Annotated in this window: 25 protein-coding genes and 1 other annotated feature; of the genes, 15 read left to right on the forward strand and 10 right to left on the reverse strand. The window is 36.8% G+C overall.

The window, feature by feature from the left end:
• Positions 1–12 precede the first annotated feature (12 nt).
• The 4 genes from I5435_RS03205 (at position 13) to I5435_RS03220 (ending at position 4548) form a co-directional block, all read left to right on the forward strand.
• Positions 13–915 (forward strand): fumarylacetoacetate hydrolase family protein, encoded by a 903-nt coding sequence (locus tag I5435_RS03205; RefSeq protein ID WP_024362513.1) that lies wholly within the window; start codon positions 13–15, stop codon positions 913–915.
• Positions 916–1203: 288 nt separating this feature from the next.
• Entirely contained in the window at positions 1204–1575 is a 372-nt protein-coding gene (locus tag I5435_RS03210; protein ID WP_108029437.1) for a YisL family protein, read from the forward strand.
• Between the two features lie 225 nt (positions 1576–1800).
• Complete coding sequence (locus I5435_RS03215; RefSeq protein ID WP_337983250.1) at positions 1801–3276, forward strand: alpha-amylase family glycosyl hydrolase; 1476 nt, start codon at positions 1801–1803, stop codon at positions 3274–3276.
• Positions 3277–3397: 121 nt separating this feature from the next.
• Positions 3398–4548 (forward strand): IS3 family transposase gene (locus tag I5435_RS03220; RefSeq protein ID WP_337982768.1). Its coding sequence is split into 2 segments (ribosomal slippage): positions 3398–3671 and positions 3671–4548, totalling 1152 coding nucleotides; the frame shifts between segments, so codons are not numbered across the junction.
• A gap of 123 nt (positions 4549–4671) precedes the next feature.
• Here I5435_RS03220 and I5435_RS03225 read toward each other — a convergent pair.
• Entirely contained in the window at positions 4672–5529 is an 858-nt protein-coding gene (locus tag I5435_RS03225) for a DegV family protein (RefSeq protein ID WP_337983251.1), read from the reverse strand.
• A gap of 239 nt (positions 5530–5768) precedes the next feature.
• Positions 5769–6578 carry a Cof-type HAD-IIB family hydrolase gene (locus I5435_RS03230; protein ID WP_024362517.1) on the reverse strand — a complete coding sequence of 270 codons (810 nt, stop codon included), beginning with the start codon at positions 6576–6578 and terminating at the stop codon, positions 5769–5771.
• A 124-nt stretch (positions 6579–6702) separates the two neighbouring features.
• Here I5435_RS03230 and I5435_RS03235 point away from each other — a divergent pair, with 124 nt between their 5' ends.
• Positions 6703–7467: a serine aminopeptidase domain-containing protein gene (locus I5435_RS03235; RefSeq protein WP_337983252.1), complete on the forward strand. Its 765-nt coding sequence runs from the start codon at positions 6703–6705 to the stop codon at positions 7465–7467.
• Positions 7468–7520: 53 nt separating this feature from the next.
• Positions 7521–7829, forward strand: a complete 309-nt coding sequence (locus tag I5435_RS03240; protein WP_024362519.1) for a metal-sulfur cluster assembly factor — start codon at positions 7521–7523, stop codon at positions 7827–7829.
• A 192-nt stretch (positions 7830–8021) separates the two neighbouring features.
• Here the strand turns inward: I5435_RS03240 and I5435_RS03245 are convergent, their stop codons facing one another.
• The gene (locus I5435_RS03245) at positions 8022–8717 is read right to left on the reverse strand and encodes a Crp/Fnr family transcriptional regulator (RefSeq protein ID WP_024362520.1); all 696 of its coding nucleotides are present in this window, start codon (positions 8715–8717) and stop codon (positions 8022–8024) included.
• Between the two features lie 256 nt (positions 8718–8973).
• On the opposite strand from I5435_RS03245, the gene I5435_RS03250 reads away from it, so the two are divergent.
• The gene (locus I5435_RS03250) at positions 8974–11100 is read left to right on the forward strand and encodes an ATP-dependent Clp protease ATP-binding subunit (RefSeq protein ID WP_080653320.1); all 2127 of its coding nucleotides are present in this window, start codon (positions 8974–8976) and stop codon (positions 11098–11100) included.
• A 54-nt stretch (positions 11101–11154) separates the two neighbouring features.
• On the opposite strand, the gene I5435_RS03255 is transcribed toward I5435_RS03250, so the two are convergent.
• Positions 11155–11349, reverse strand: coding sequence for a YjzD family protein (locus I5435_RS03255; RefSeq protein ID WP_024362521.1), 195 nt, complete (start codon positions 11347–11349; stop codon positions 11155–11157).
• A 421-nt stretch (positions 11350–11770) separates the two neighbouring features.
• Between I5435_RS03255 and I5435_RS03260 the strand changes: the two genes are divergently transcribed.
• From I5435_RS03260 to I5435_RS03270, 3 genes are all read left to right on the forward strand, one after another.
• On the forward strand, positions 11771–12709 hold the full coding sequence (locus I5435_RS03260; protein WP_024362522.1) for a beta-ketoacyl-ACP synthase III: 939 nt from the start codon (positions 11771–11773) through the stop codon (positions 12707–12709).
• 30 nt (positions 12710–12739) lie between these two features.
• The gene (fabF, locus tag I5435_RS03265; RefSeq protein WP_024362523.1) at positions 12740–13981 is read left to right on the forward strand and encodes a beta-ketoacyl-ACP synthase II; all 1242 of its coding nucleotides are present in this window, start codon (positions 12740–12742) and stop codon (positions 13979–13981) included.
• Between the two features lie 97 nt (positions 13982–14078).
• On the forward strand, positions 14079–14309 hold the full coding sequence (locus I5435_RS03270; RefSeq protein ID WP_024362524.1) for a YuzI family membrane protein: 231 nt from the start codon (positions 14079–14081) through the stop codon (positions 14307–14309).
• On the opposite strand, the gene I5435_RS03275 is transcribed toward I5435_RS03270, so the two are convergent.
• The gene (locus tag I5435_RS03275) at positions 14293–14601 is read right to left on the reverse strand and encodes a hypothetical protein (RefSeq protein ID WP_024362525.1); all 309 of its coding nucleotides are present in this window, start codon (positions 14599–14601) and stop codon (positions 14293–14295) included. The genes I5435_RS03270 and I5435_RS03275 overlap by 17 nt on opposite strands.
• 15 nt (positions 14602–14616) lie before the next feature.
• Positions 14617–15606: a tryptophan--tRNA ligase gene (gene trpS / locus I5435_RS03280; protein ID WP_337983253.1), complete on the reverse strand. Its 990-nt coding sequence runs from the start codon at positions 15604–15606 to the stop codon at positions 14617–14619.
• Between the two features lie 65 nt (positions 15607–15671).
• Positions 15672–15903, reverse strand: a binding site (T-box leader).
• A gap of 549 nt (positions 15904–16452) precedes the next feature.
• Here trpS and spxA point away from each other — a divergent pair.
• From spxA to pepF, 4 genes are all read left to right on the forward strand, one after another.
• Positions 16453–16848: a transcriptional regulator SpxA gene (spxA, locus tag I5435_RS03285; protein ID WP_024362527.1), complete on the forward strand. Its 396-nt coding sequence runs from the start codon at positions 16453–16455 to the stop codon at positions 16846–16848.
• A 432-nt stretch (positions 16849–17280) separates the two neighbouring features.
• The gene (mecA, locus tag I5435_RS03290) at positions 17281–17949 is read left to right on the forward strand and encodes an adaptor protein MecA (protein WP_024362528.1); all 669 of its coding nucleotides are present in this window, start codon (positions 17281–17283) and stop codon (positions 17947–17949) included.
• A gap of 188 nt (positions 17950–18137) precedes the next feature.
• A complete protein-coding gene (locus I5435_RS03295) occupies positions 18138–19256 on the forward strand; it encodes a competence protein CoiA (RefSeq protein WP_337983254.1) in 1119 nt (372 codons plus the stop codon).
• Positions 19257–19400: 144 nt separating this feature from the next.
• Positions 19401–21218 carry an oligoendopeptidase F gene (gene pepF / locus I5435_RS03300; RefSeq protein WP_024362530.1) on the forward strand — a complete coding sequence of 606 codons (1818 nt, stop codon included), beginning with the start codon at positions 19401–19403 and terminating at the stop codon, positions 21216–21218.
• 615 nt (positions 21219–21833) lie between these two features.
• Here pepF and I5435_RS03305 read toward each other — a convergent pair.
• From I5435_RS03305 to I5435_RS03320, 4 genes are all read right to left on the reverse strand, one after another.
• Positions 21834–22643 carry a DsbA family protein gene (locus I5435_RS03305; protein ID WP_024362531.1) on the reverse strand — a complete coding sequence of 270 codons (810 nt, stop codon included), beginning with the start codon at positions 22641–22643 and terminating at the stop codon, positions 21834–21836.
• Positions 22636–23043 carry a globin domain-containing protein gene (locus I5435_RS03310; protein ID WP_024362532.1) on the reverse strand — a complete coding sequence of 136 codons (408 nt, stop codon included), beginning with the start codon at positions 23041–23043 and terminating at the stop codon, positions 22636–22638. Before I5435_RS03310 ends, I5435_RS03305 begins: the two co-directional genes overlap by 8 nt.
• 252 nt (positions 23044–23295) lie before the next feature.
• Positions 23296–24087: a lytic transglycosylase domain-containing protein gene (locus I5435_RS03315; RefSeq protein WP_025218675.1), complete on the reverse strand. Its 792-nt coding sequence runs from the start codon at positions 24085–24087 to the stop codon at positions 23296–23298.
• 33 nt (positions 24088–24120) lie between these two features.
• Entirely contained in the window at positions 24121–24711 is a 591-nt protein-coding gene (locus I5435_RS03320; RefSeq protein ID WP_337983255.1) for a CYTH domain-containing protein, read from the reverse strand.
• Positions 24712–25005: 294 nt separating this feature from the next.
• Between I5435_RS03320 and I5435_RS03325 the strand changes: the two genes are divergently transcribed.
• On the forward strand, positions 25006–25389 hold the full coding sequence (locus I5435_RS03325; protein WP_024362535.1) for a UPF0738 family protein: 384 nt from the start codon (positions 25006–25008) through the stop codon (positions 25387–25389).
• The last annotated feature ends 53 nt before the right edge of the window (positions 25390–25442 follow it).

The raw sequence follows: 25442 nt of genomic DNA on the forward strand, positions 1-25442 counted from the left end.
GCTCTTAAAATCATGAAAATTTTATCATTTAAATTAGGTGGACATGTAAGTTTTGGACCAAAAGTAAAAAAAGAAGAAGCGGTATGGGATGTACTCGCTATTCAAAACGAATTACAAGTTCTCCCTTCTTTTTCAAGTTCAATTGTTGATGGCATTGCTTTAGGCTTCGATTTTGTTGAACAAATTCGTAAATTAGTAGAAGCAGCGGAAAAATCAGACCGTGCGAATAGCTTCAAGCGTGAATTTACAGTGATTGAATGGTTATCTCCAATTCCGCGCACACCAAAAAATATTATGTGTATTGGCAAAAACTATGATGAGCATGCAAAAGAAATGGGTGCAGAAGCAGCACCAATCGATTTAATGGTATTTACAAAATCGCCAACTGCTATTGCGGCTGATGGTCAAACACTATCAATCCATGCAGATCTTTCTTCAAAAATGGATTATGAAGGGGAACTTGCAGTAGTCATTGGTAAACGTGGGAAAAACATTCCGAAAAACTTAGCCTTTGACTATGTATTTGGCTACACAATTGCCAATGATATTACAGCACGTGATCTTCAAGATAAACATAAACAATTTTTCTTAGGTAAAAGCCTAGAAGGCACATGCCCATTAGGACCATACCTTGTAACAAAGGATGAAATTCCAAATCCGCAAGAGTTAACAGTTGTTACAAAAGTAAATGATGAGGTACGTCAAAATGGTACAACGAAAGATATGATGTTTACGGTCGAATCGCTCGTATCGATTTTATCGCAACATGTAACGCTAGAGCCAGGTGATGTGATTTTAACGGGTACACCAGCAGGCGTTGGTAAAGGGATGAATCCTCCGCAATATTTAAAAGCGGGTGATACCGTGAAAGTATCCATTCAAGGTATCGGAACGTTAGTTAATCATTTTGAATAATATAGCTAGTCCGCGTGAGTGTAAGCTCCGCGGATTTTTTAAATTGACTCAGCACAGCTCATCACTTTTCTAAGGTGGACGAATAGCAAATAACTAACAGAAAGCTCCCTTAAATCAAGCACTGGTAGCTGTCATAGATTTTTTTATTAAGCAAGTTCGAAAGTCTGGAATCCATGACGTTTAGACGTAAATTCATTCAATTTTGTGAACACAACTTGTAATATTTGAAACCATTACCACTGCATGATAGGATAGAGTTTGATAGAAAAAAAATGAGGTGGGACAAAAATGGATTTTTTAACTAACCAAACACATTTGCACATTACAACTTGGGTAGTCGGCATCGTAATCTTTTTAATTGCAGCACTTAGTGGTAAGCAGTCCAAAGGCTTACATATGTTATTACGTTTATTCTACATTTTAATTATTATTACTGGCGGGGCATTATTTATTAAAGGCATGGATTACGGCCAAGGAATGCTTTATGGCTTTAAATTTTTAGGCGGTATTTTCGTTATTGGCATGATGGAAATGGTGTTAGTTCGTCAAAAGAAAAAAAAGCCAACAACAATGTTCTGGATTTTATTTGCAGTATTTTTACTCATTACAATGTTCTTAGGATTCAAGCTACCAATGGGACCAATGAATTTCTTTGCATAATGTTTAATAAAAGCCGTGAAGTTGTTGCTTCACGGCTCTTTTATTTTCTTGAAGTGCCAGACACTATAACTATTCTGAAATTTCTGTATTTTTAGGTTAACTTAATTTGACACCTTTTTGTCGTAATTCATTTTGCATTTCGGTAAAATATTTTGAAATGATAGCAACGTTACTGTTTTATTTGGTAAAATGACGTTGGATTGGTTTGAAAGAGAGGGAATAAAAGTGAAATTTAAGAAGTGGATAAGCGCGACAGCTGCATCGCTTTTACTGGCAACTTCATTAATAGGCACAACACCTGCACACGCGGATGAAGTACAAAAAAGAACGATTGCTGAAGAAAGCATTTTTGATTTACTCGTTGACCGTTTCTTTAATGGCTCAGGCACTAACGATTATGATACAAATACGCAAGACCCAACGAAATTTGCAGGTGGCGACTTCACCGGTCTACTAGATAAACTAAAATTTATTGGCGAAATGGGCTATACAATCGTATCCATTGGGACAATTTTTGACACAGAAGTATACGATGGTTCTATGCCAACGAGCTATAGTACAATCGAAGAGCATTTTGGAACAGCAGAAGAATTCCAAAGTGTGGTGAAGGCCTATAAAGAAAAAAATATGTCAATGATGGTGGACTTTCCTTTAAATAATGTAAGTCCTAATCATGAGTGGGCAAAAGATGCAACAAAGCAAAACTGGATTGCCTCAACAAATAATGGGCACATTCAATGGGATTTAACGAATAAAGATGTTCAAGCTGCTTTAATCGAATCAGCAACAGAATTTGTTTCTACATATGATGTGGGTGGCTTACGTTTAACGAATATTGCGGATGCTGACACAGCATTTATTAATGACATGATTAAGGCGTTAAAAAGTACCAACAAATCGTTATATGTGATTTCGAATGAAGAAAGTGATGCGAATTTTGATGCATCCTTCTCACCAGCTACAGCAGAGATTTACCGTAATATTTTCAAAAATGTAGATCAGGACTCTTCAAAGCTAATGGAGCCTTTTGCTAGTGAAAAGCCAACGCAAATTATGATTGATTCATTACAAACATATCGCTTTACATTTGATTCTGCTTCTGAAAATATGTTCCCACCAACACGATTGAAAATGGCGATGGGTGCGTTATTTATGCTGCCTGGTATTCCGGTTGTTCAGTATGGTACCGAAATTGCCATGAATGGGGAAGAGAAACCTGACACGCATCAATTATACAATTTCAAAACAGATGAAGAGTTAATTGACTATATTAAAAACGTACAGTCATTACGTAACCAATCAGCGACATTACGAAAAGGTGATTTCGAAGTTATTACAAATGACAATGGTTTACTTGTGTTTACGAGAAAATCCGATGAAGAGCAATGGATTATTATGGTGAACAATACAGGAAAAACACAACGTGTCGATTTAACACCAGATCAAATTGGTGAGGGTAAAATGCTAAACGGTATTTTACAAGAAGAAAAGGTGCGAATTAATGAAAAAAATGTTTATCCAGTAATACTAGACCGTGAAATCGTAGAAATTTATCAAGTGAAGGACGATGAGGGGCTAAATGTTCCTTACATGGTTGCGCTTGGATTGGTCTATGTTGTATTTATTGGCTTCGTTATTATTATTATTAAACGTGGAAAAAAACGTCGTCAACAACAAGACGCTGCCAGTGAAAATAACTAATTGAAAAAGTGTTAGATTGATTGCAGGAACTGACCCCATTAGGTATAGACAAATAAAAAAAGCATCTTCGATTGAAATTCGGGTATAGATACTTAAATTTCAATTTGGAGGTGTTTTTTCTATGGGAACAAGAGTGAGTTATCCCTATGAATTAAAAATGAAAGCGATTAAGATGCGATTAGCGGGTGTACCTGTCAAACAGATTCTATTGGAATTAAATATACGTCATAAAACACAGGTCGAAACATGGGTGCGTTGGTATAGAAATGGTGAAGTCAATCGTTTGAAACAACCTGTAGGCAAACAATATATATTTAATAAGGGTCCTGAACCGGACAATGAACAAACGAAATTAGCATTGGAAAACCGTTATTTAAAGCAACAAATTGAGGTGCTAAAAAAGTACGCAGAGTTGGAGAGGAAGTGGTTGGAGAAGTAGCTGTACAGTTAGTTGCGTCACTAAGAAGCATGATGTCTGTAAAGGACATTTGTAAACACTTTGGGATTGCACGATCTACCTACTATCGTTGGAAACAGGCATCAACCGATGCAAGGTCTCGTCAAGCAATAGAGAGACGTATCGGTGAACTCTGTCGAGCAAATAAATTTCGCTATGGCTACAGAAAAATTACAGCACTTTTACGTCAAGAAATGTGCGTCAATCATAAAGTGGTTCAACGTATCATGCAAAAATATGGTTGGCAATGTCGCGTGAAAGTGAAAAAACGGAAACGAACAGGACAACCTTATGCAATCGCAGCAAATTTATTAAATCGCGATTTTGAAGCCACCGCACCGTTACAGAAGCTCGTAACTGATATTACCTACTTGCCATTTGGTCAAAAACAGTTGTATCTTTCAAGTATTCAAGATTTATATAATGGTGAAATTATTGCCTATTCGATTGGAGACTGCCAAGATACTGATTTTGTGCTGGATACATTAGCTCAACTTCATCATTTGCCCGAAGGGTGTACGTTGCACAGTGACCAAGGGGCGGTATACACATCGTATGATTATCAACAGGCCGTAAAAGCAAAAGGCATTACCATGAGCATGTCCCGTAAAGGTACGCCCGCTGATAATGCCCCAATCGAATCGTTTCATTCTGTGTTAAAGTCTGAAACATTCTACTTAGACAATTTGAACAGTACTACGACGGCCATCGTAGAACAAACTGTCAAAGACTATATAAACTATTATAACAATAACCGAATTCAAACGAAACTAAACAACCAGTCGCCGGTTCAATATCGACAACGGGTTGGGTAATGCTTTTTTGTTTAGTGTCTTATATATCGGGGTCAGTCCCTGCAATCAATCTAACACTTTTTTGCTGTGCGCGTAGTTGCCTGCAATGGCGATTTGTCTAAGTAGACTTCTACCAGCTTCACACTACGCCTGATAACTTTTATTCGTAAAGAAAATTGCAATTGTACCAGGCCCAACATGGGAGCCGATAACAGAGCCAATCATTGTCATTTGGACTGCTTTTGGTGCAAATCTTTCTTGTATGGATGCTTTTACTTCGTTAGCAAAGGCCAAGTCATCACTATGGCTAATTCCGACAATTTTATCAGCAAAATTGCCACCACGCTCTTGCATTAAATCCAACATACGCGCAATGGCTTTTTTACGACCACGTGATTTTTCAATTGGTACGAGTTTACCGTCCTCTACGTTCAAAATAGGCTTTATGCTAAGGAGTCCGCCAAGGAAGGCACTCGCTTTCGAAACACGACCTCCTTTTGCAAGGTAATCTAAATCTTCCACTGTAAACAGATGCTCCATCTGTGAAGCGAGTAATTGTATTTTTGTTTCGATTTCATCAAGCGAAGTACCTGCTTTTCGAAGTTGCACGGCTTCATCAACGACTAAGCCATAGCCTAATGAGGCACATTTCGAATCGACTATTGCGAGCTTTAATGTTGGATATTGTTCAAGAACTTGGTTGCGGATCATTACAGCTGTACTATACGTACCTGATAATTCAGATGAAAAGGCGATGTAGATACCTGGCTCTCCGCTTTTTGCTAAGCTTTCGAACTGTTGCAGAAAGAGCTCTGGTGAAACTTGCGATGTTTTTGGATGAGCCCCTTGGCGAATAGCATCATAAACTTCTTTCGAATCAATCGACAAGACATCATCATATTCATGGTTATTTACTTGTACACGTAGCGGAAGTAGAATGACATCATTCTCTTCGTAGTATGACTTTGGTAAATCACAGCCACTATCAGTAAAAATTTTCATCATCTTGACCTCCTAAAAAACTGTATTTACTAGACATGCTGGTATTATTCTATTTCGTCATGATTTACAATAATAGCATTAGATTCGCTTTTCTAAATCTAGAAGCTTGCCAAAAGCTATAACTTTATTTACTAGACGTATAAGCATTCAAGTGTACAAATAAAAATCAAATTTTACAAGCATTAGAGATGAAAAGCTTCTACAGAATAAAGTTTGAATAACTGGAAATGATACTTTAACTATGATAATTTTAAGCGTTCAATAAGTATTTTAGCAATGCCATCTTCATTATTTGTTGTTGTAATTTCGTTGGCAATGTTTTTTAAGCTAGGGATTCCATTCCCCATAGCGACTCCAATACCTGCATAATCAATCATTTCTAGATCATTGTCCTCATCGCCAAAAGCGATAATACGTTCACGTGGAATACCTAAATCTTTCGCTACATGTGAAATACCCACTGCTTTATTTAAGCCACGGCGAACAATTTCAATAATGTGAAGTGGAGCACCCCAACGACGATGTTCAATCACTTCAGCATGGACAGCTTGTAAATGGTCGCGAATAATCATAGAATTTACTTCGTTTGCTTGAATTAGTAGACTCGTTGGATTGACTAATAGATTTGTCGAAATATCACCCAATGTAATTTTGGGATTGCCCATGTTAAAAATATTTAAAATCCGATCATCCTCCGTGTGCACATAGATGTCGTCCTTCACTTCAGCAATTATATTTTCATACTCATAGTGATTGACCGAACCAACCACTTCTTTTACAACGCTTAAATCAATCGGTGTATGCATGGTTTGCCAAGCAGCATTTTTAGGGTGGTGGACATAGGCTCCATTAAAATTAACAATCGGTGTTGTTAAACCAAGCTCATGATAGTAGATGTCACTTGCACGATATGGACGACCTGTGGCAATCATAACTTGATGCCCTTGTTCCTTAGCCTGCAATAATGTTTTTTTAGTTTTTGAAGAAATTTGTTGTTGGTCCGTTAATAACGTACCGTCTAAATCTAAAACGATTAAATGCTGTTTCATAGCTTGTTGCCCCTTTCCTATATGTTTGAATAGTATCGCTTTGTTATCCGTTCGTCAAAATTTTGTCACATTGAAAAAAGTTTGCTAACATAAAAATGTCAGACAAAAGTTGGGAGTGACAAGAATGTTTGTAAAGACTGAAATATGGGGACAGATTCCTTTGTTACATATATATACAGACAATATGAATGAAAAAACCCCAGTAGTTATTTTCTTACATGGCTTTATGAGTGCAAAAGAACATAATTTACATTATGCTTACCAGTTGGTAAATAAAGGGGTGCGTGTCCTACTACCAGATGCAAAATTCCATGGTGCACGTAGTGAAGGATTAACAGAGACTCAAATGAATTTACATTTTTGGGACATTGTCTTAAATTCTATTCATGAAGTAAAACAATTATATAAAGAATTAAAGAATAAGCAACTTGTAGCTAGCGATAAAATTGGTGTAGCCGGTACTTCAATGGGAGCCATCGTTACATCTGGCTGTTTAAAGCTTTATGATTGGATACAAACTGTGGCAATATGTATGGGTAGTCCAACTTTTATTAAATTAGGAGCCTATCAATTACAGCAATTGGCTAAAAGTGGTGTAAAGTGGCCGATGTCAGAACAAGAAGTACAAAAAACAAACGCACTTCTCGCAACGTATGATATTAGTTTAACGCCGGAACAGTTTGCTGGACGACCTGTGTTTTTTTGGCATGGTGAGCAAGATAAAACCGTACCATTTCAGGATACGTATGATTTTTATTGTACATTACGTGCATACTATGAAGAAAATCCGAGCAATTTAAAATTTATTGCAGATAAACATGCTGGTCATGCCGTGACACGTGATGGTATGCTAGCAGCAACGGAATGGCTTGCACAGCATTTGGCATAATAAGAAGCATCTGCTATGATTAAGTTAACACTATGTTGGAAGGAGAAATACAAATGGATCAAGATATGAAAGACAGCATGCTAAGTGCATTAGAAAATGTAATTGACCCTGAGCTTGGTATTGATATCGTCAACTTAGGTTTAGTATATGATGTAGAGTTAGATGACGAAGGTTTAGCGACCGTTACAATGACACTGACTTCAATGGGATGCCCAATGGGACCAGTGATTGTTGATCAAGTGAATACAGCTTTAAGTGAACTACCAGAAGTGAAAAGTACAAATGTCAATATTGTATGGAATCCACCTTGGTCAAAAGATAAGATGTCTCGCTATGCGAAAATGGCGTTAGGCGTTCGTTAGTGGTTTCTTCTAGTGAATAAAAAATCCCTGCTTGCACATAACTGTAAGCGGGGATTTTATATTTAGCTTCCTTCATTTTTTGTTAACAGGTGGAATGTCGGATATACACGGGCATTCTGAAGGGAATTAGTTCAAGCCCCTTGTGAATATATGAAGAAAAAACCAAGATGCCATAAAAGGCTAATTGTTAAATCAATCAATACGGCAAATTTGCAATGGACAATTTTCACAAGCAATTTCATCTTTTAAATATTGCAAATCTATAATCGTAATATAGCCTTTTTCGAAGGATAGAATATGATGCTTTTTTAAATCGTTCAACATACGGTTAATCATTTCTCTACTTGTTGCACACAAGTTCGCAATCTCAGAGTTTGTTAATGGAAAATCAATAAAAATTGACCCATCTTCTAATGGCTTACCGTACGTATTCGAAAGGCGAATAAGCGTTGAAAATAAAGCACCTTTTTTACCGTTTAATACTAAATCGCGTAGACGACTTTGGTATTTTAAATTTTCTGTTTGCAACCACTTCATATACTCTACCATTAATTGCGGTTGCTCAACTAATAGGTGCTCTAATGATTTACGACTTAAAACATATAACGTGGAAGATTCTAAAACTTTTGCCGTCATCGAAAAATACGTGAGGTTACAAAATAATGAACCCTCGCCAATTATACTATCAGGACCGCAAATTCGAACGGTTAATTCTTTGCCGCTCTCGGTTTCCTGACTAATCGAAATAGCGCCTGTTTTAATATAATATATTTCTTTAGCACGTTCTCCTTCTAAGAAAATTTTACTATCCTTATTCACTTTGATGAAAACGCCATTATTTTGAAAAAGAGCCTTTATTTTCTCTTGTGTACTATCCTTTAGTACCATATATCAAACACATCTCTTTCTTTTTGTAATAAAAATTACCTGTATTACAAAAGGATGATGATAATCATTTCAATATACTAAAACAACGAAACATACCACTATTATAGCGTAATTTCCCATTGGCCAGTGTAAAATTTTTGAGCTTTTTTTTTGCTTGGCTTTGTCGATTGTTGTAAAATAAAGTTAGTCAAAAAAGGTCAAACTTTCATAAAACAAAATTAGGATAAAAATATGAAAAGGGAAGAGGAGTGCTATTATGCAATTTCAACAAACAGATGATAAAAAACCATTAGAGCAATTTGGTCGTAACTTAGTCGAAGAAGTAAAAAACGGCAAAATGGATCCCGTCATTGGGCGTGATGAAGAAATTCGTAATGTCATTCGAATTTTAACACGTAAAACAAAAAATAACCCTGTGTTAATTGGTGAACCTGGGGTTGGTAAAACAGCCATCGTAGAAGGCTTGGCACAACGTATTGTTAAAGGAGATGTGCCAGAAGGCTTAAAAGAGTGCGTGCTTTATGAGCTGGATATGAGCGCATTAATAGCAGGTGCAAGTTATCGTGGGCAATTTGAAGAACGATTAAAAGGTGTACTAAAAGAAGTGAAAGAATCTGAAGGGCGCATTATTTTATTTATTGATGAAATTCATACAATTGTTGGTGCGGGTAAAACTGATGGTGCAATGGATGCAGGAAATATGTTAAAGCCTATGCTTGCACGTGGTGAACTTCATTGCATAGGAGCGACTACATTAGACGAATATCGTATGTATATTGAAAAAGATCCTGCTTTAGAACGTCGCTTCCAACAAGTGCTTGTACGTGAACCATCTATTGAAGATACCGTTTCGATTTTACGTGGTTTAAAGGAACGTTTTGAACTACATCATGCAGTGCGCATTCATGACCGAGCAATTGTAGCTGCTGCTGAGCTTTCAAATCGCTATATTACGGAACGTTTTTTACCGGATAAAGCGATAGATTTAATCGATGAGGCATGTGCAATGATTCGAACAGAAATTGATTCGATGCCACAAGAGCTAGATGCGGTGACTCGTCGTATTATGCAGTTAGAAATTGAAGAACAAGCATTGCGTAAGGAAAAGGACGAGGCGAGTAAAAAACGTCTTGAACAATTACAAGAAGAGTTAACAAAGCTTAAAAGTTCATCAGAAGGCATGCGTCAACAATGGGAAGCAGAGAAAGAAACACTGCAAGGTATCCAGAAAAAACGTGAGTCACTAGATAAGTACCGTCGTGATTTAGACGAAGCGGAAAGTAAATATGATTTAAATAAAGCAGCGGAATTACGACATGGGAAAATTCCTGCACTTGAAAAAGAAATTCAAGAAATGGAAAAGCAATTAGAAAACGGTAGTGAGACACGTATTTTACGTGAAGAAGTGACTTCGGAAGAGATTGCTTCTATTGTATCTCGTTGGACAGGTATCCCTGTTACAAAGTTAGTTGAAGGGGAACGTGAGAAATTATTGCGTTTAAAAGATACGTTACATGAACGGGTGGTAGGGCAAGACAATGCTGTTCAACTTGTTACAGAAGCGGTTTGGCGTGCAAGAGCAGGCATTAAAGACCCACATCGTCCAATTGGTAGCTTCTTATTCCTAGGGCCAACGGGTGTTGGTAAAACAGAGCTAGCTAAAGCACTTGCTGCACAGCTATTTGATTCAGAGGAGCATTTTATTCGTATTGATATGAGTGAATATATGGAGAAACATAGTGTATCACGTCTCGTAGGTGCACCTCCAGGTTATATTGGCTATGAAGAAGGCGGTCAATTAACAGAAGCTGTTCGCCGTAATCCATATTCTGTCGTTTTACTCGATGAAATTGAAAAGGCGCATCCAGATGTAGCGAACATATTATTGCAAATTTTAGATGATGGTCGCATTACAGATAGTCAAGGACGAATGGTTAACTTTACAAATACCGTTGTAATTTTAACATCTAATATTGGTTCTAGCTATTTAATGGAGGCACAAAAAGATGATCCGGCAGTAGAAGATTTAGTGATGGCAGCACTACGTCAACACTTTAAACCAGAGTTATTAAACCGAATGGATGATATTATTCTGTTCCATGCGTTATCAGAAGAACATTTTACAGCGATTGCTTGGAAATATGTTGAGCAGCTTGTAAAACGTGTAGCTGAACAGGAAATTACGTTAGATGTCGCACAAGACGTCATAGATTGGGTTGTCGAGCAAGGTGCAGATCCACAGTTTGGGGCTCGTCCGTTAAAACGATTTGTGCAACGTTATATTGAAACAGCGGTTGCAAAGGAGTTATTACGTGGTGAAGTACTGCCTGGAGAAACTTTGCATATTAAAATGTGTGATGGTCAGTGTGTAGTGGAAAAATAATAAATAGAAAAAAACCTGTCTCGCACTAGGCGAGACAGGTTTTTTATAATTTGATTAATGATGGTCTGCAGCTTCTGGAGTTGGCTCGTTTGGAATGATTGCGCCAATAACAAAAATTAGTACAGAGAATACAACTGAAAGAATCGCACCAGTTTGGAAATCAAATGGTACTCCGATTACAGCACTTACTACGTAGTTTAACATGGAAACTAGTAAGAATGACCATATGAACGTTACGATATATTGCATTAATTTCACCTCAACCGAACTATTTTATTACATATACATTATCATATCATAACATAAGTCGAAAAAAAAAGAACCTTTTATCAAAAAGTGATGTATTGTGTTTTGTGATTTATGGCAATTTTGTCACAACAAAGTAGTAGAGTGGCGCAACGCAAAGTGTTTGCGGCGATTTGCATGGTTTTAGTGGTGCAACGCAAAGTGTTCGTAGCGATTTGCACAGTTTTATCAGCGATTCACAAAGTCCCTGCTGTACAGAACAGAAGTGTCACCAACGAAAACGTGAATTGAACTATCGAAAGCTATGTGAAGTACAAGCATTTGCTATACTAATTTTAAATCATCTTGCACCATTCCTTAATTATGAGTTATAATTATGACCAGTTACTAATAATTGATAGTAAGAAAGCAGAGGGGTTGCTATATGAACGCAGGTATTATAGGTTTAGGCAGATACGTTCCTGAAAAGGTCGTGACGAATTTTGACTTAGAAAAAATTATGGATACGTCGGATGAATGGATTCGAACTCGTACTGGAATTGAAGAACGTCATTTTGCTGCAGATAATCAAGAAACTTCAGATTTAGCAGTAGCTGCTGCGAAAGATGCTATAGCCAAAGCAGGTATTACGCCTGAAGAAATAGGATTAATACTTGTAGCAACTGTAACGCAAGATCAAACATTTCCTAGTGTAGCATGTATGGTTCAAGAGCAAATTGGTGCGGTAAATGCAGCAGCAATGGACCAAGCAGCGGCTTGTGCAGGATTTATATATAGCTTAGTGACAGCAAAACAATTTGTAGAATCAAATGCTTATAAATATGTCTTAGTAGTAGGTGTTGAAAAGCTGTCAAAAGTAATTAATTGGGAAGATCGTAATACGGCTGTTTTATTTGGTGATGGTGCTAGTGCTGCCATTGTTGGCCCAGTATCAGAAGGTAGAGGGATTTTATCATTTGAGCTTGGGGCAGACGGTACAGGCGGCAAACATCTATATTTAACGCAACAGGATACAATTGCGATGAACGGTCGCGAAGTATTTAAGTTTGCTGTACGCCAAATGGGTGAATCAGCAGTAAATGTATTAGATAAAGCAGGTTTAACAAAAGAAGAAGTTGATTTTCTAATTCCGCATCAAGCGAATATTCGAATTATGGAATCGGCACGTGAACGTTTAGCATTACCAGCGGAAAAAATGTCAAAAACGATTCACAAATATGGCAATACATCGGCTGCTTCTATTGGTATTTCTTTAGTAGAAGAGCTTGAAGCAGGTAAGATAAAAGATGATGATCTATTAGTACTTGTCGGTTTTGGCGGTGGCTTAACATGGGGTGCCGTTGCATTAAGATGGGGAAAATAAAAACGATAATTGCTTGAGAGGAGTAAGACAATGAGTAAACGACGAGTAGTAATTACAGGAATTGGCGCAGTAACACCACTAGGTAATAGCATCGAAGAAACATGGGCAAACATTAAAGCTGGTAAATCAGGCGTTGGTGAATTAACACGCTTAAATAAAGACCTATTCGCTGCAAAAATCGCGGCTGAAGTAAAAGACTTTGATATTGAAAAGTATATTGAACGTAAAGAAGCTCGTAAAATGGATCGTTTCACGCACTATGCACTAGCTGCGTCAATTATGGCGATGGAAGATGCACAGCTTACAATTGATGAAGAGTTAGCACCGCGTGCAGGTGTATGGATTGGCTCTGGTATCGGTGGTATGGAAACATATGAACAACAATTTCTAACATTCCAAGAGCGTGGCGCACGTCGTGTTAGTCCATTCTTTATTCCAATGATGATTCCAGATATGGCTTCAGGTCAAGTGTCTATTCACTTTGGTGCGAAAGGAATCAACTCTTGTTCAGTAACAGCTTGTGCATCAGGTACGAACTCAATCGGTGATGCATTTAAAGTAATTGAGCGTGGAGATGCAGATGTGATGATTTCTGGTGGAGCCGAATCACCAATCGTGACGATGGCAGTGGCAGGCTTCTGTGCAAATACAGCATTATCTTTAAATACGGATCCTCAAACAGCTTCTCGACCATTTGATAAAAACCGTGACGGCTTTATTATTGGTGAAGGTGCCGGAATTGTTATTTTAGAAGAATATGAACATGCAAAAGCGCGTGGCGCAAAAATTTATGCTGAAGTTCTTGGCTACGGTTCAACTGGCGATGCGCATCATATTACTGCACCAGCTCCAGAAGGTGAAGGTGCTGCACGTGCAATGACGCAAGCATTACAAGATGGTGGCGTAGACCCTTCACAAGTAGGCTACATTAATGCACACGGAACAAGTACACCGTACAACGATTTATTTGAAACACAAGCTGTAAAAACTGCCTTTGGTGAACATGCTTATAAATTAGCAATGAGTTCTACTAAATCGATGACAGGTCACTTATTAGGTGCTGCTGGTGGTGTTGAAGCGATTTTTACAGCACTAGCATTGAAAGAGGGCATTTTACCTCCAACAATTAACCTAACAGAGCCAGACCCTGAGTGCGATTTAGATTATGTACCAAATGAAGCGCGTAAGGCGAACATTGAATATGCAATGAGTAATTCTCTTGGTTTTGGTGGTCATAACGCAAGTCTATTATTCAAAAAAATAGAGGAATAATGAAAAAACGTCAGCCTAATTTACAAGGCTGACGTCTTTTTTTAAAAGTTAGCGAATAGAAAAGAAAGTAAGAAGAAATAGAAAGGATGCCGTTTATTTGTTTCGTCTTTTTATATTTTTAATGAGCTATGGCTTAATGATACTTTCTATTGGCAATTTAATTTTATATTTGAACTATCGGACACTTGGTTATTCTTGGTCAGTAGTCTTAAAATTTATCATGCACACAACTGAGTTTTATATCGCCATTGGAGCTTGTATTGTTCTTTGTAGTGTTGTGCTCGACTTTGGTTTCGATAAAACAGCGAATCTTAAAGATAAGGCTTGAATATCACAGGCATGGCGAATGCTTCTGCTACTTTTTTGGCCAAGTCTTCACCTTGTACATCATGGCTTTTCGCTAAAGTATCCATACCATCAATAAATGAATCTGTTTCAAGGTCAATCCATTCGCCGAAGTTACACATCCATGTTGTCAGCTCCGTTAATAGGGACTCGTCTAAAGGCAGTTGCTCTAATTCTAAATTGGCGTGACAATGGCCACACCATAATGGATCTGCACCAAAGTCACCTTCTAATAGAAGGGTTTTGATTGTTTGATGACAATGTTCACAGAGCATATGTTAATTCCTTTCTTAGCGGTTTGTGCGGCCTAAGCCCATTGCTTGTTCCATATGCTTTAAAGTTGCGCTTGCAATAGCATTTGCTTTTTCTGCACCTTCATCCAAAATAATGTCCAGTTCAGATGACTCTACAAGGTTATAAAATCTTTCTTGAATTGGTGTTAGGTGGTCGATTACTGCTGAAGCGACACCTTGTTTGAAGCCACCGTATCCGATGCCTTCATACTTTTTCACCAAATCTTCAATTGCTACACCTGAAATAGCGGATTCAATCGTTAGTAAGTTTGAAACACCTGGTTTATTTTCAACATCAAATGCCACAATACCATCAGAGTCAGTGACAGCAGATTTGATTTTTTTCTCGATATCTTTTGCTGTATCTAAAAGTTTAATCGTTGCTTTTGTATTTGGATCAGATTTGCTCATTTTTTTTGTAGGTTCTTGTAATGATTTAATACGAGCTCCAGCTTTTGGTAATTGGATTTCAGGAATCGTTAACACTTCACCATAACGTTTGTTAAAGCGCTCTGCAAGGTCACGTGTTAGCTCAATATGCTGTTTTTGATCATCCCCTACAGGAACAATATTCGTGTTATATAATAAAATATCAGCCGCCATTAATGGTGGATAGGTTAAAAGAGCTGCTGAAACAGTTTCTTTACCATGTGATTTATCTTTAAACTGTGTCATACGCTCTAGTTCACCAATAGACGCGACACATTGTAGCATCCATCCCGCTTGTGCATGAGCTGGTACTTCAGATTGAATGAATAACGTTGACTTTTGAGGGTCAATTCCAGTCGCAATATAAGTAGCCGCTAAATTACGGATGTTTTGACGTAACTCTTTTGGATCTTGCGCAACAGTAATGGCATGTTGGTCAACGATACAGTAAATAGCATTCCCTTCATGCTGTAGTGCTGGGAATTGCTTGAATGCACCAAGATAATTGCCTAATGTTACAATACCTGTTGGCTGTACGCCTGAAAAAATAGTTGTCATAATTAGTTCCTCCTCGGGGTTCGAAAAATAAAAAAACATCATGCGTCCTCATTAGAATAAACTAATGAAGGGACGAATGATGTTCGAATCCGCGGTACCACCCTGCTTGCCTTAAAAGGCCACTTTGCTTCGTAACGTGAAGGGACGAGCTTTGCTAATGGGGTCAAGTGAAGACTTGAACGTTCACAAAGCTAACTCGGAAGTCCATTCCAAATGCATACATGGTCTGTTTCCAGCAACCACAGACTCTCTATACATGTATATTGCAAATGTACTACTCTTCGTCAGCGTTTTTAACTACACTATTTAATGTGTAGAGAGTGTCTTTTCGAGAACAACAATCAAAAAACTGTTGACCATCCAGACTGGCGCAAATGCGCTTCTCTTGTTGCACAAAATTATAGTATAAAGACTTAGTTAAATGCAAGCCTGTAAATTCAGTCTTATGACTGAATTTTTTTTGTTGTAAAAAAAGGAAACCAATATTATCTAAAGTACGTCTTAATTGTACACGTCTACATGACATTATTCTCGTTTGTGTTTTTTAATTGAGAACAACTAGTTTCGAGAAATTCATGTTTAAAATGACTTGTTACTGGGAATATTATTATTAGTTCATTGGACATACCAAGAAAGTGAATACTTAATTGAATACATTAAGGTAGTATTAATAGACAGAATATTTTGTAACAAAGTCATATATCCTGTATTCTTTTTTTCCTTGGAACTATATTCAAATACAGCAGAGTGCTGTATAATGGAACTGTAGATTTACATTACATTAATTCTAATTTAAGAAATTGGTTTATAGATAACGAATACAAATAGAAAGGATGTGTCAGTATGATAGTTACTTTATTTACATCACCAAGTTGTACGTCTTGTCGTAAAGCAAAAGCATGGTTAGAGGAGCATGAAATTCCTTATACAGAACGTAATATTTTTTCTGAACCGTTAAGCATTAGTGAAATCAAAGAGATTTTACGAATGACGGAGGATGGAACAGACGAAATTATTTCTACTCGTTCTAAGATATTCCAAAAATTGAATGTAGATGTTGAGAGCTTACCTTTACAACGCTTATATGAATTAATTCAAGAATATCCTGGATTATTACGCCGACCAATAATTTTAGATGAGAAAAGACTGCAAGTAGGCTATAACGAAGATGAAATTCGACGATTTTTACCGCGTAAGGTTAGAGCTTATCAATTACAAGAAGCACAGCGTATGGTGAACTAAAACCCACTTAGACTGCATAGAATGATGTAGTAGGTGTTACAAATGCAAAAGCATGTTGTGACATCTATTTTTTTATGTTTTACTTATGTAAAAACCTTCATTCAAAACTAATATTTAATAGGTAAAAGTCATATATTTCCGTAAAAGTATGTTAAACTTGATTTAATACAAATAGTTTACTACAATTTCAATTATTCAAATATCTTCTTTGAAACGGTGTATATCCTTTTCATTTTATGAAAGAACAGCATACAATAGAATTAGAGACAACTGTGACCAAAAAAATTACGATTACGGTTGCTCGATGATTTTCTGTGGTGTGGTCAAAGGTTGAAAAACAAAGGAGTATGAAGGTTAAAAACAATGAATCAAAGCATACTAATGAAATAATACTGTTTTTCGACAAATGACAGTGAAGGGAGATGAGGTCTAGTGGACATCGAACGTGTAAATGAGAATACACTCAAGCTCTTTATTACGTACAATGATATAGAGGATCGCGGCTATAGTCGTGAAGAAATTTGGTACAACCGAGCAAAGGGTGAACAACTTTTTTGGGATATGATTGATGAAGTGAACACTGAAGATTATTTTGATGTAGAAGGTCCGATTTGGATTCATATCAATGCGTCAGAAGTAGGCTTAGAAATCATTGTCACACGTGCACATATTTTAAAAGACGGTGAAACATTAGATGGTCATTCACATTTTGATGAACAAAAAAGTATGTTTGCCCCATTTGACGAAGTTGGAGAGGATCTACTTAGTCAATTAACTCAATTTGGTGACATGGATGAATCAGAGTTATTTATGGATACAGACATTTATGTTTATAAATTTAAAGATATTGATGAGTTAATCCCCGTTGCAAAACGGATGACAGATGACTTAGTGGATTCCTCATTATTCAAATATGAAGGTAGTTACTATCTTGTAGTAGACTTTGCGAATGCAGACGATGATTTAAATCGTCATGATAAAAACGCGATTATTAAAGAGTTTTTAAGCCCTTCTAATTTCACAATTCATCGCCTTGAGGAATATGGCGAAAAAATTATGGAATACGATTGCTTTGAAACTGTACGAAAATATTTTAGTTAACATCTTCATGCTTCTGATTATCAGAGGCTTTCAGACTGTAGACACACTCAAAATGAGTAGGACTACAGTCTTTTTTTACGTTTTCAGATAAAGGAGCTAAAGATAACTCAAATTTCAAAGAAAAGCACATCATTAGTTGGCGTATAGAAAAACTTTTACTACAATGAGGCAAAAAGGAGAAGGATAACATGCTTATTGCCTATACAGACAAACAGCAATTATTTATTTCCTATCAACATTCAAGACAAGCTTTACGACAATTTCGCCAGCAATTACAATTTTTTTGTCCACAGTGTCAACAGCCTGTACAATTAAAAATTGGTAAGCTGAATATCCCGCATTTTGCACATATTACTAACAATTGTCATCATCGATTTGCGGAAGGGGAATCAGAGCTCCATTTACAAGGGAAAATTCAATTATTTGAATGGTTGCAGGCACGTGGGCATAGAGTAAAGCTGGAGCCATTTTTAAGGACACTATCGCAAAGGCCCGATTTACTACTGCAAGGTGAGCATCAGCAGATTGCCATTGAATATCAATGTAGTGCGATAACAAAAGAAAACTGGCAACGACGTACAGCAGGTTATGAAAAGCATAACATTCAAGCATTATGGCTTTTTCAAACACCACAGAAAAAATATACTACAAATGCAATTCAAAAAATTAGAATTTCCCCTATCCATCAAAATGCAATTGCTTATTCATTCAACAATGTGCCGTATTTAGTTACATATGATGCGAGAGCAGCAAAATTTAATTATTGGACGAATCTACTTTATGTTCACGGGCATACTTTTATAGCGAAAGTACTCTCGATTCCACTCAACAAACAGCAATTCCCATTCTATGAGCCTAAGCCGATTACACATGAATCATTTACTATATACAAGGAGATATATATAAGATTGTGTCAACGGTATGTAATGCAAAAATTATTGCGAAGTCGACAGGGAGTTCAAGATCGTTTTCTACGGAGTTGCTATGAACAAAATTTTTCGTTGAATGCACTGCCTCAATACATTGGTATACCTGTTAAAAATGCAAGGGCTATTCCGATGTTCTCAATTGAATGGCAAGCAATTTTATTAAATTATTGCAGGGAATTACAATTGCTACCGTATGAGTTAAGGCAAGAAGATATTCGACTGTTTCTAAAGCTTCTTAATGTGGAGCCAACTGAAATGGGCGTGCAAGCTGTTGAAAACTATGGAAACTTGTTAGGCCATCGTTTTTATCAAATGGATTGCGCTAGTGCGATATGGAAGCGAGTATATACCTATATGTATAATCAACCGTTTGTTTAAATCCCTTCATGGAGCTAATGTATAGCTGTGGATAATCAAACTGGGATTTTGATGAGTTGAGCTACAGGGTATTATTTGCAATTGTCGCAATATATTGAGAAAATATGAGAGTACAGGAAAGTCATATATAAAGGGGGCTGGCTCATGGCTAGTAACAGTAATCGAGTTTTAATGAGAAATGAAATACCGGTAGAGTTAACTTGGCGATTGGAAGATATTTTTGCAACGGATACACTATGGGAAGAGGAATTTAAGAAAGTCGCAGAACTTTCGAAAGAAGCATCTAGCTATGCAGGTACTTTAAAAAATGGTGCAGATGCCTTATTAGCTGTACTAACTTATTACGATAAAATTTATCAACGTACAATGAGACTCTATACGTATGCGCATATGCGATATGATCAAGATACAACGAATAGCTTTTATCAAGATATGAATAGTCGAATTCAAACGTTAGCGACAAATATTTCAGCAGCACTTTCATTTTTAACACCTGAAATTTTATCACTAAGCGAAGAAACAATTGAATCCTATTTAGCTGATAATCAGGATTTACAATTATATAAGCAATCATTAAAAGAAATTTCAATGACCCGTCCACATGTTCTACCAGCAGAACAAGAAGCATTACTTGCACAAATGGCAGAGGTGACAGGCACTGCTTCCAATACATTTAGTATGTTAAATAATGCGGACTTAGTTTTCCCTACAGTTAAAAACGAGGATGGGGAAGAAGTTCAACTAACACATGGTAATTACATTAAGTTTTTAGAAAGTAAAAATCGATCTGTACGTGAAGCAGCATTTAAAGCGATGTATGAAACGTATGGTCATTTTAAAAACACATTCGCTGCTACATTGACAGGTAATGTAAAAAAACATAATGTCAGTGCACGAGTGCGTCATTATGAATCGGCACGACATGCGGCATTGTCCAATAACTTTATCCCAGAAAGTGTCTACGATCAGTTAGTAGAGACTATTCATAAACATCTACCAACTATGCAACGTTATATTGCATTACGTAAAAAGTTATTAGGTGTAGATGAGTTGCATATGTGGGATTTATTTACACCACTAGTGCAAGAAGTAGATATGAAAGTTCCTTATGAGGAAGCTAAAGACATTTTAGTGAAAGCGTTAGCCCCACTCGGAAAAGAATATCAAGACATTGTCCAAAGTGGTTTCGATAATCGTTGGGTTGATGTTAAGGAAAATAAAGGTAAACGTAGTGGCGCGTATTCATCAGGTGCTTACGGTACGAATCCTTATATTTTAATGAACTGGCAAGACAATGTGGATAACTTATTTACATTGGCGCATGAGTTTGGGCATAGTGTCCATAGTTATTATACTCGTAATAATCAGCCTTTTGTTTATGGAGATTATTCCATTTTCGTGGCCGAAGTGGCGTCTACATGCAATGAGGAATTATTGAATGATTATCTGTTGAAAACAATAGAAGATCCGCAGCAAAAAATATATTTATTAAACCATTGGCTAGACGGTTTCCGTAGCACAGTATTCCGTCAAACAATGTTTGCAGAATTTGAACATTTAATTCATCAGATGGATAAAAACGGAGAATCGTTAACAGCGGAACGTTTAACGGAAGTGTATTATAACTTGAATAAGCAATATTTCGGTGAGGATATGGTAGTTGATGAGGAAATTGGTCTGGAATGGGCTCGCATTCCGCATTTCTATTACAATTACTACGTCTATCAATATGCTACTGGTAAATCCGCAGCTACGGCATTAAGTAAGCAAATATTAGAGGAGGGTGCTCCTGCTGTAGAACGTTATATTAATAACTTCTTGAAAGCTGGATGCTCAGATTTCCCGATTGAAGTGCTTAAGGCTGCAGGTGTTGATATGAATGTAGCTAAACCAATTGATGATGCTTGTAAAGTATTTGAACAACGCTTAAATGAATTGGAAAAATTATTGTTGAATAATTAATAGGTAGGGCTGTAGTAACATTACTACAGCCATTTTCTATTTTATGTAGAAATTGGCTTTCAAGAAAAAAGTAAATAATAATGTTTTTCTTTGATTTACAAATGATTAAAAGTTTCCATCTTGAAAAAATACTGTACTGTAATCGCTTTCTATATGACAAATTTGTGAATCTAAAGCAGGATTCATTGCTAAATTTATTATTCCATGATAAAGTGAATCTTGTGAAATAAATCACAAAACAAACATACACCCCTTTGTTTGAACGTGAACATTTCTCCCATCCCCTTTGTGAAAAAGAGGCGTCTCTATCTGTCGAGGATAGTGGCGCCTCTTTTATTATAGTTCTTTCCTGCTAATTCTTTATACGTTCCATGTCTTTTGTAGTTTTTTTCTTAGCGTCTCTTTAACTAAGGTGAATAGATTGGTTTTAACTTAATAATAAGCCGAAAGATGGAATCATGTTGCTTTCATATAAGGTTTTAGTATCACTGCATTTGACCTACAATAGGCACTTCCTATAATGAAAGATTATAACGTTATGAAATAAAAAAAAGAATAGGACTCAGTTATAAAATGGTTGAGTTCCTATCCTTTTGGAATAAAAGTATAATTGCATTATTTAATACGCCACAGTGTAGCGTGATCTGTTTGAATACGTTCAATCTTTTGTTGAAGCATACGTTTTTTTAACTCACGTTCTGCTGCTTGTTCTGTTAAGGAATAAATAAATGCTATGTCATTTGTAGAAAGTGTATGGTACTTTAAAAATAATTCTTCAATAGTGGGTAACGGTTGGCGAATTAACTGTTCATTCATCATTTCTTGTAAAATATGTTCATAAACTTCATAGTCATAGCTACCGCTCACTTTTAACCCTTCATCCTCAATGCACTCATTGAAAAATACAATACTAGGTACTTCATCAACTTCCATTTCTCTTTTTATATAAAGGTCGCATTGGAATGCACGTGCGGCTTCTTTTGAACCGAAATCGACAGTGAATTCATTCATATCTAACTGTACTTCCTCTGCAATTTTTAACAGCGTTGCATAGGAATTAACATCCTGATAATTCAGCAAAACATATTCTTGTAATTTTGACAAATAACGAGCGCCTGAACGTTTACCCTGTAATTCTGCCGCCTTTATGGCAATAGAGGGTAACACAGGGTGATTAATATCCAGTTCAATCCCTGATTCACAGCCCTTCATGCGCTTACTCAAACAATTAAGTGAAGAGAGCTCTGTGCTTAACACAAAGCGCCATGAAAAATAATGATTATACTCTAGTTGTAGTTTACGAATGATGGATTGCATACTAAAAGCTTCAGGACAAAGTGGATCTACGAAAATATACAATTCAATTGGCTTATTGGCAGTAGAAATCGTCGGTGTTGGTTCTTGCAACATTTGAATATTATTCACGTAATAATTCCCCCTCATCGTCATTAGGTGTATTAATCATGTGATGAGCTGTTAAAACTAAACGTTGGTAGTAGGTTTCACGGAACTTCCCTTCCAAACCAACCTCATCCATCGCTTCAGCCATACACTCTAGCCAAGCCTGGGCACGATCAGGTGTGATTGGAAAATTCATATGACGCGCACGCATCATTGGATGTCCATGCTCTTCTGTAAAAAGATTTGGACCCCCTAAATATTGTGTTTGAAATTGAATTTGCTTGCGGGCTGTCTCTGTCAAATCTTTAGGGAAGATTGGCATAAGATCAGGATGCTGTGCAACTCTTTTATAGAACGCATGTATGAGTTCAGAAAGTTTTTCAGCTCCAAGCTCCTCATAAGGAACAGTGTATTTTCGACTCATAAGTAAATGCTCCTTTTATTCTTTATAAGAAGTATATCGTAAAGTACAAATCAATATGTTCATGTACCATTTTATCTAATACTTTGTTGAATTGAAAAATGTGAATATCTTGTGACTACCTTCATTCTATCAACGTCCATTCGTTTACACAAACAAAGAGCACTTTGAAAATGTTTTCGATAGAAAAGCACAAATTTCACCAACGAGGGTGAAATTTGCTGAAAAAGACTGTAATTACAGGCTTTATGCGATTTAAACAGTGTAATAATTCATCACTTTTTTGACATAATTCTGCGTTTCTTTAAATGGTGGAATGCCATTATATTTTGTTACGCGAGAAGCTCCAGCGTTATAAGCGGCCAAAGCCAGTGTTGGATCATTATCAAATTTATCAAGCATTTGGCGTAAATATTTGGCTCCAGCCATAATATTTTGCTCGGGATCAAATGAATTCGTTACACCTAAATATTGAGCTGTCTTAGGCATTAATTGCATTAAGCCTTGAGCGCCTGCATGACTGACAGCGAATGTGTTAAAGTTGGACTCTTGCTTGATAACGGCAGCAATAAGCTTAGCTGGTACATTATAAGTAGCCGCAGCCTTATCGATAATTGCGGCATATTGGTTAGCTCCAGCAAGTGAATTGGCATAGGCAGTCGAGCCAATCACATCGTCTGATACATAGGAATCTAGCTTGGTGCTGGCTTGCATGTTTGATAATGTTGCTTGGAGAGAGGCGGGAATATACACAGAATTCGTTCCATTATAGAGCAATGATTGGAGCGAACTATTTGTATTTCCACCAGTCATACCTGTTAAGCTACTAAGCTGGTCCATAAAGTTGGCGGAGCCCGAAGAACTCATGCCAAGGAGGCTAGATAATTTTGCGTTGTTCGTTGTTGTCGCATCGCCTAACATTTCTTCAATCATATCAGAAAAGATAGAATTGCTATTTGTGAAAGAATTTGGTGAAGTATTTCCCGTAGAACCTAATGTTTGTAGTGCTTGGATTTCAAGCATTGTTCTCAAAGATTGGATATCCAATGAGCTGGTCACCCTTTCGTATTGTAATAAGCATTATTGTTGTTTAGTTGATTGTAAAGCTTTCATAAAGCGTGCAATTTTTTTTTCAGCAATTTGTTTTTTTATATCGTATTGCTGTAGAAATTCGTCGAAGATTGCTTTTCCTTTTATTTCATCTTTTGATTCATATTCTACCTCATAATCGTCACACTGCAAATAGAAAGAATGATCAAATACAAGAAGTCCGTCTTTATAAGGAATTTCGACACGGTCCGTTGTAAGGGAACCAAACACGGTTAATTGCTCTAATCCAATGTTGTGTGACGCTAGTCTTTTTGCGACTTCTGGTGCATAAAAACCTTGGCCTGCAAGCATTTTCTCTGCTTGTGCAGCGGTCAATTCATCGGTTGTTTCTAAATGTGTATGATTTGAAGTTTTCTCTTTTAATGTACATTCATAATAATTATTAATAATGCGGATACGTAACCCACTTTGCAAATTTCGAATAGCATTAGTAGGTGTGTCGAAATAATGATTTGTTTGACGATGAATAGCATTTTTTTGGATTTGGAATTCTTCTAGCAAATGCTCATATTGTTGTTTAGTTAAAATATTTTTAAACTCAATTTCAAGTTGTTGTGCCATAGATGCTCATCCTTTTTTATTAATTTACTTGCGTCAACGGAAGTCCGCTACTTCTAATAAGTGTGTGTTGCCAAACTATAATTTGATTGGGAGGGGCTTCTACCCCTACTGTTGTCATCGATATTTAACTGGAGCTTTTTTCAAGCAGAAATGAAAAAGCTCGGGACGCAATTAAGCGAATGTTGTAATCGGTTTTTAGCCGAAGTTTGCTTGTTGTTTTGCAATTACACACTGCAACTATTTACCCCATATGCTAAAATAAGAGGAAGAGAACGACGAAAAGGGGACCCACATTTGCGTAAAATATATACTATAGAATCATTTTATTTTGAAAATCAGCAACCTCATTTTAGTTTAAACGACAATCATAAAAATTTACAGCTAAAGCCTGCTGCCCAAGTAATTGCAGATTCAGATGATTTTGCATTTATCTATTTACTGGATGCAGGAGAGGACTATCATTACTTGCGTTTTCCACAAAACAGTTGGGACAATCTTGTACATATTTTACAAGCCAAACAAAACCCAATGTTAAAAGTAGATGGGGAAGTAATTGAACTGACAAACTTTTACGAGGAATTGGAAATGCTCGTGTATAATATTGAAGGAAATTACAATTACGGAGCAGAATTTGTTCAAGCAGTGGAACAACACTTCAAGGCAGTTCTCGCTGATTAAAAAAGACAAAACGAACAGACGGTGTTGGTTTTGTCCGATACCGAATGTCGGGA

The sequence above is a fragment of the Lysinibacillus sp. C5.1 genome (assembly GCF_016350185.1).
GTDB lineage: Bacteria > Bacillota > Bacilli > Bacillales_A > Planococcaceae > Lysinibacillus > Lysinibacillus sphaericus.

What these genes read in the sequence shown, in the direction of transcription:
- I5435_RS03245 (WP_024362520.1), bottom strand. Translation starts at nt 8,717, where the DNA reads ATGGTACTAAAGGATAGTACACAAGAGAAAATAAAGGCTCTTTTTCAA.
- I5435_RS03210 (WP_108029437.1), top strand. Translation starts at nt 1,204, where the DNA reads ATGGATTTTTTAACTAACCAAACACATTTGCACATTACAACTTGGGTA.
- I5435_RS03230 (WP_024362517.1), bottom strand. Translation starts at nt 6,578, where the DNA reads ATGAAACAGCATTTAATCGTTTTAGATTTAGACGGTACGTTATTAACG.
- I5435_RS03205 (WP_024362513.1), top strand. Translation starts at nt 13, where the DNA reads ATGAAAATTTTATCATTTAAATTAGGTGGACATGTAAGTTTTGGACCA.
- I5435_RS03235 (WP_337983252.1), top strand. Translation starts at nt 6,703, where the DNA reads ATGTTTGTAAAGACTGAAATATGGGGACAGATTCCTTTGTTACATATA.
- pepF (WP_024362530.1), top strand. Translation starts at nt 19,401, where the DNA reads ATGGCTAGTAACAGTAATCGAGTTTTAATGAGAAATGAAATACCGGTA.
- I5435_RS03295 (WP_337983254.1), top strand. Translation starts at nt 18,138, where the DNA reads ATGCTTATTGCCTATACAGACAAACAGCAATTATTTATTTCCTATCAA.
- I5435_RS03225 (WP_337983251.1), bottom strand. Translation starts at nt 5,529, where the DNA reads ATGAAAATTTTTACTGATAGTGGCTGTGATTTACCAAAGTCATACTAC.
- I5435_RS03255 (WP_024362521.1), bottom strand. Translation starts at nt 11,349, where the DNA reads ATGCAATATATCGTAACGTTCATATGGTCATTCTTACTAGTTTCCATG.
- I5435_RS03320 (WP_337983255.1), bottom strand. Translation starts at nt 24,711, where the DNA reads ATGGCACAACAACTTGAAATTGAGTTTAAAAATATTTTAACTAAACAA.
- I5435_RS03275 (WP_024362525.1), bottom strand. Translation starts at nt 14,601, where the DNA reads ATGCTCTGTGAACATTGTCATCAAACAATCAAAACCCTTCTATTAGAA.
- I5435_RS03250 (WP_080653320.1), top strand. Translation starts at nt 8,974, where the DNA reads ATGCAATTTCAACAAACAGATGATAAAAAACCATTAGAGCAATTTGGT.
- fabF (WP_024362523.1), top strand. Translation starts at nt 12,740, where the DNA reads ATGAGTAAACGACGAGTAGTAATTACAGGAATTGGCGCAGTAACACCA.
- I5435_RS03240 (WP_024362519.1), top strand. Translation starts at nt 7,521, where the DNA reads ATGGATCAAGATATGAAAGACAGCATGCTAAGTGCATTAGAAAATGTA.
- I5435_RS03310 (WP_024362532.1), bottom strand. Translation starts at nt 23,043, where the DNA reads ATGAGTCGAAAATACACTGTTCCTTATGAGGAGCTTGGAGCTGAAAAA.
- I5435_RS03260 (WP_024362522.1), top strand. Translation starts at nt 11,771, where the DNA reads ATGAACGCAGGTATTATAGGTTTAGGCAGATACGTTCCTGAAAAGGTC.
- trpS (WP_337983253.1), bottom strand. Translation starts at nt 15,606, where the DNA reads ATGACAACTATTTTTTCAGGCGTACAGCCAACAGGTATTGTAACATTA.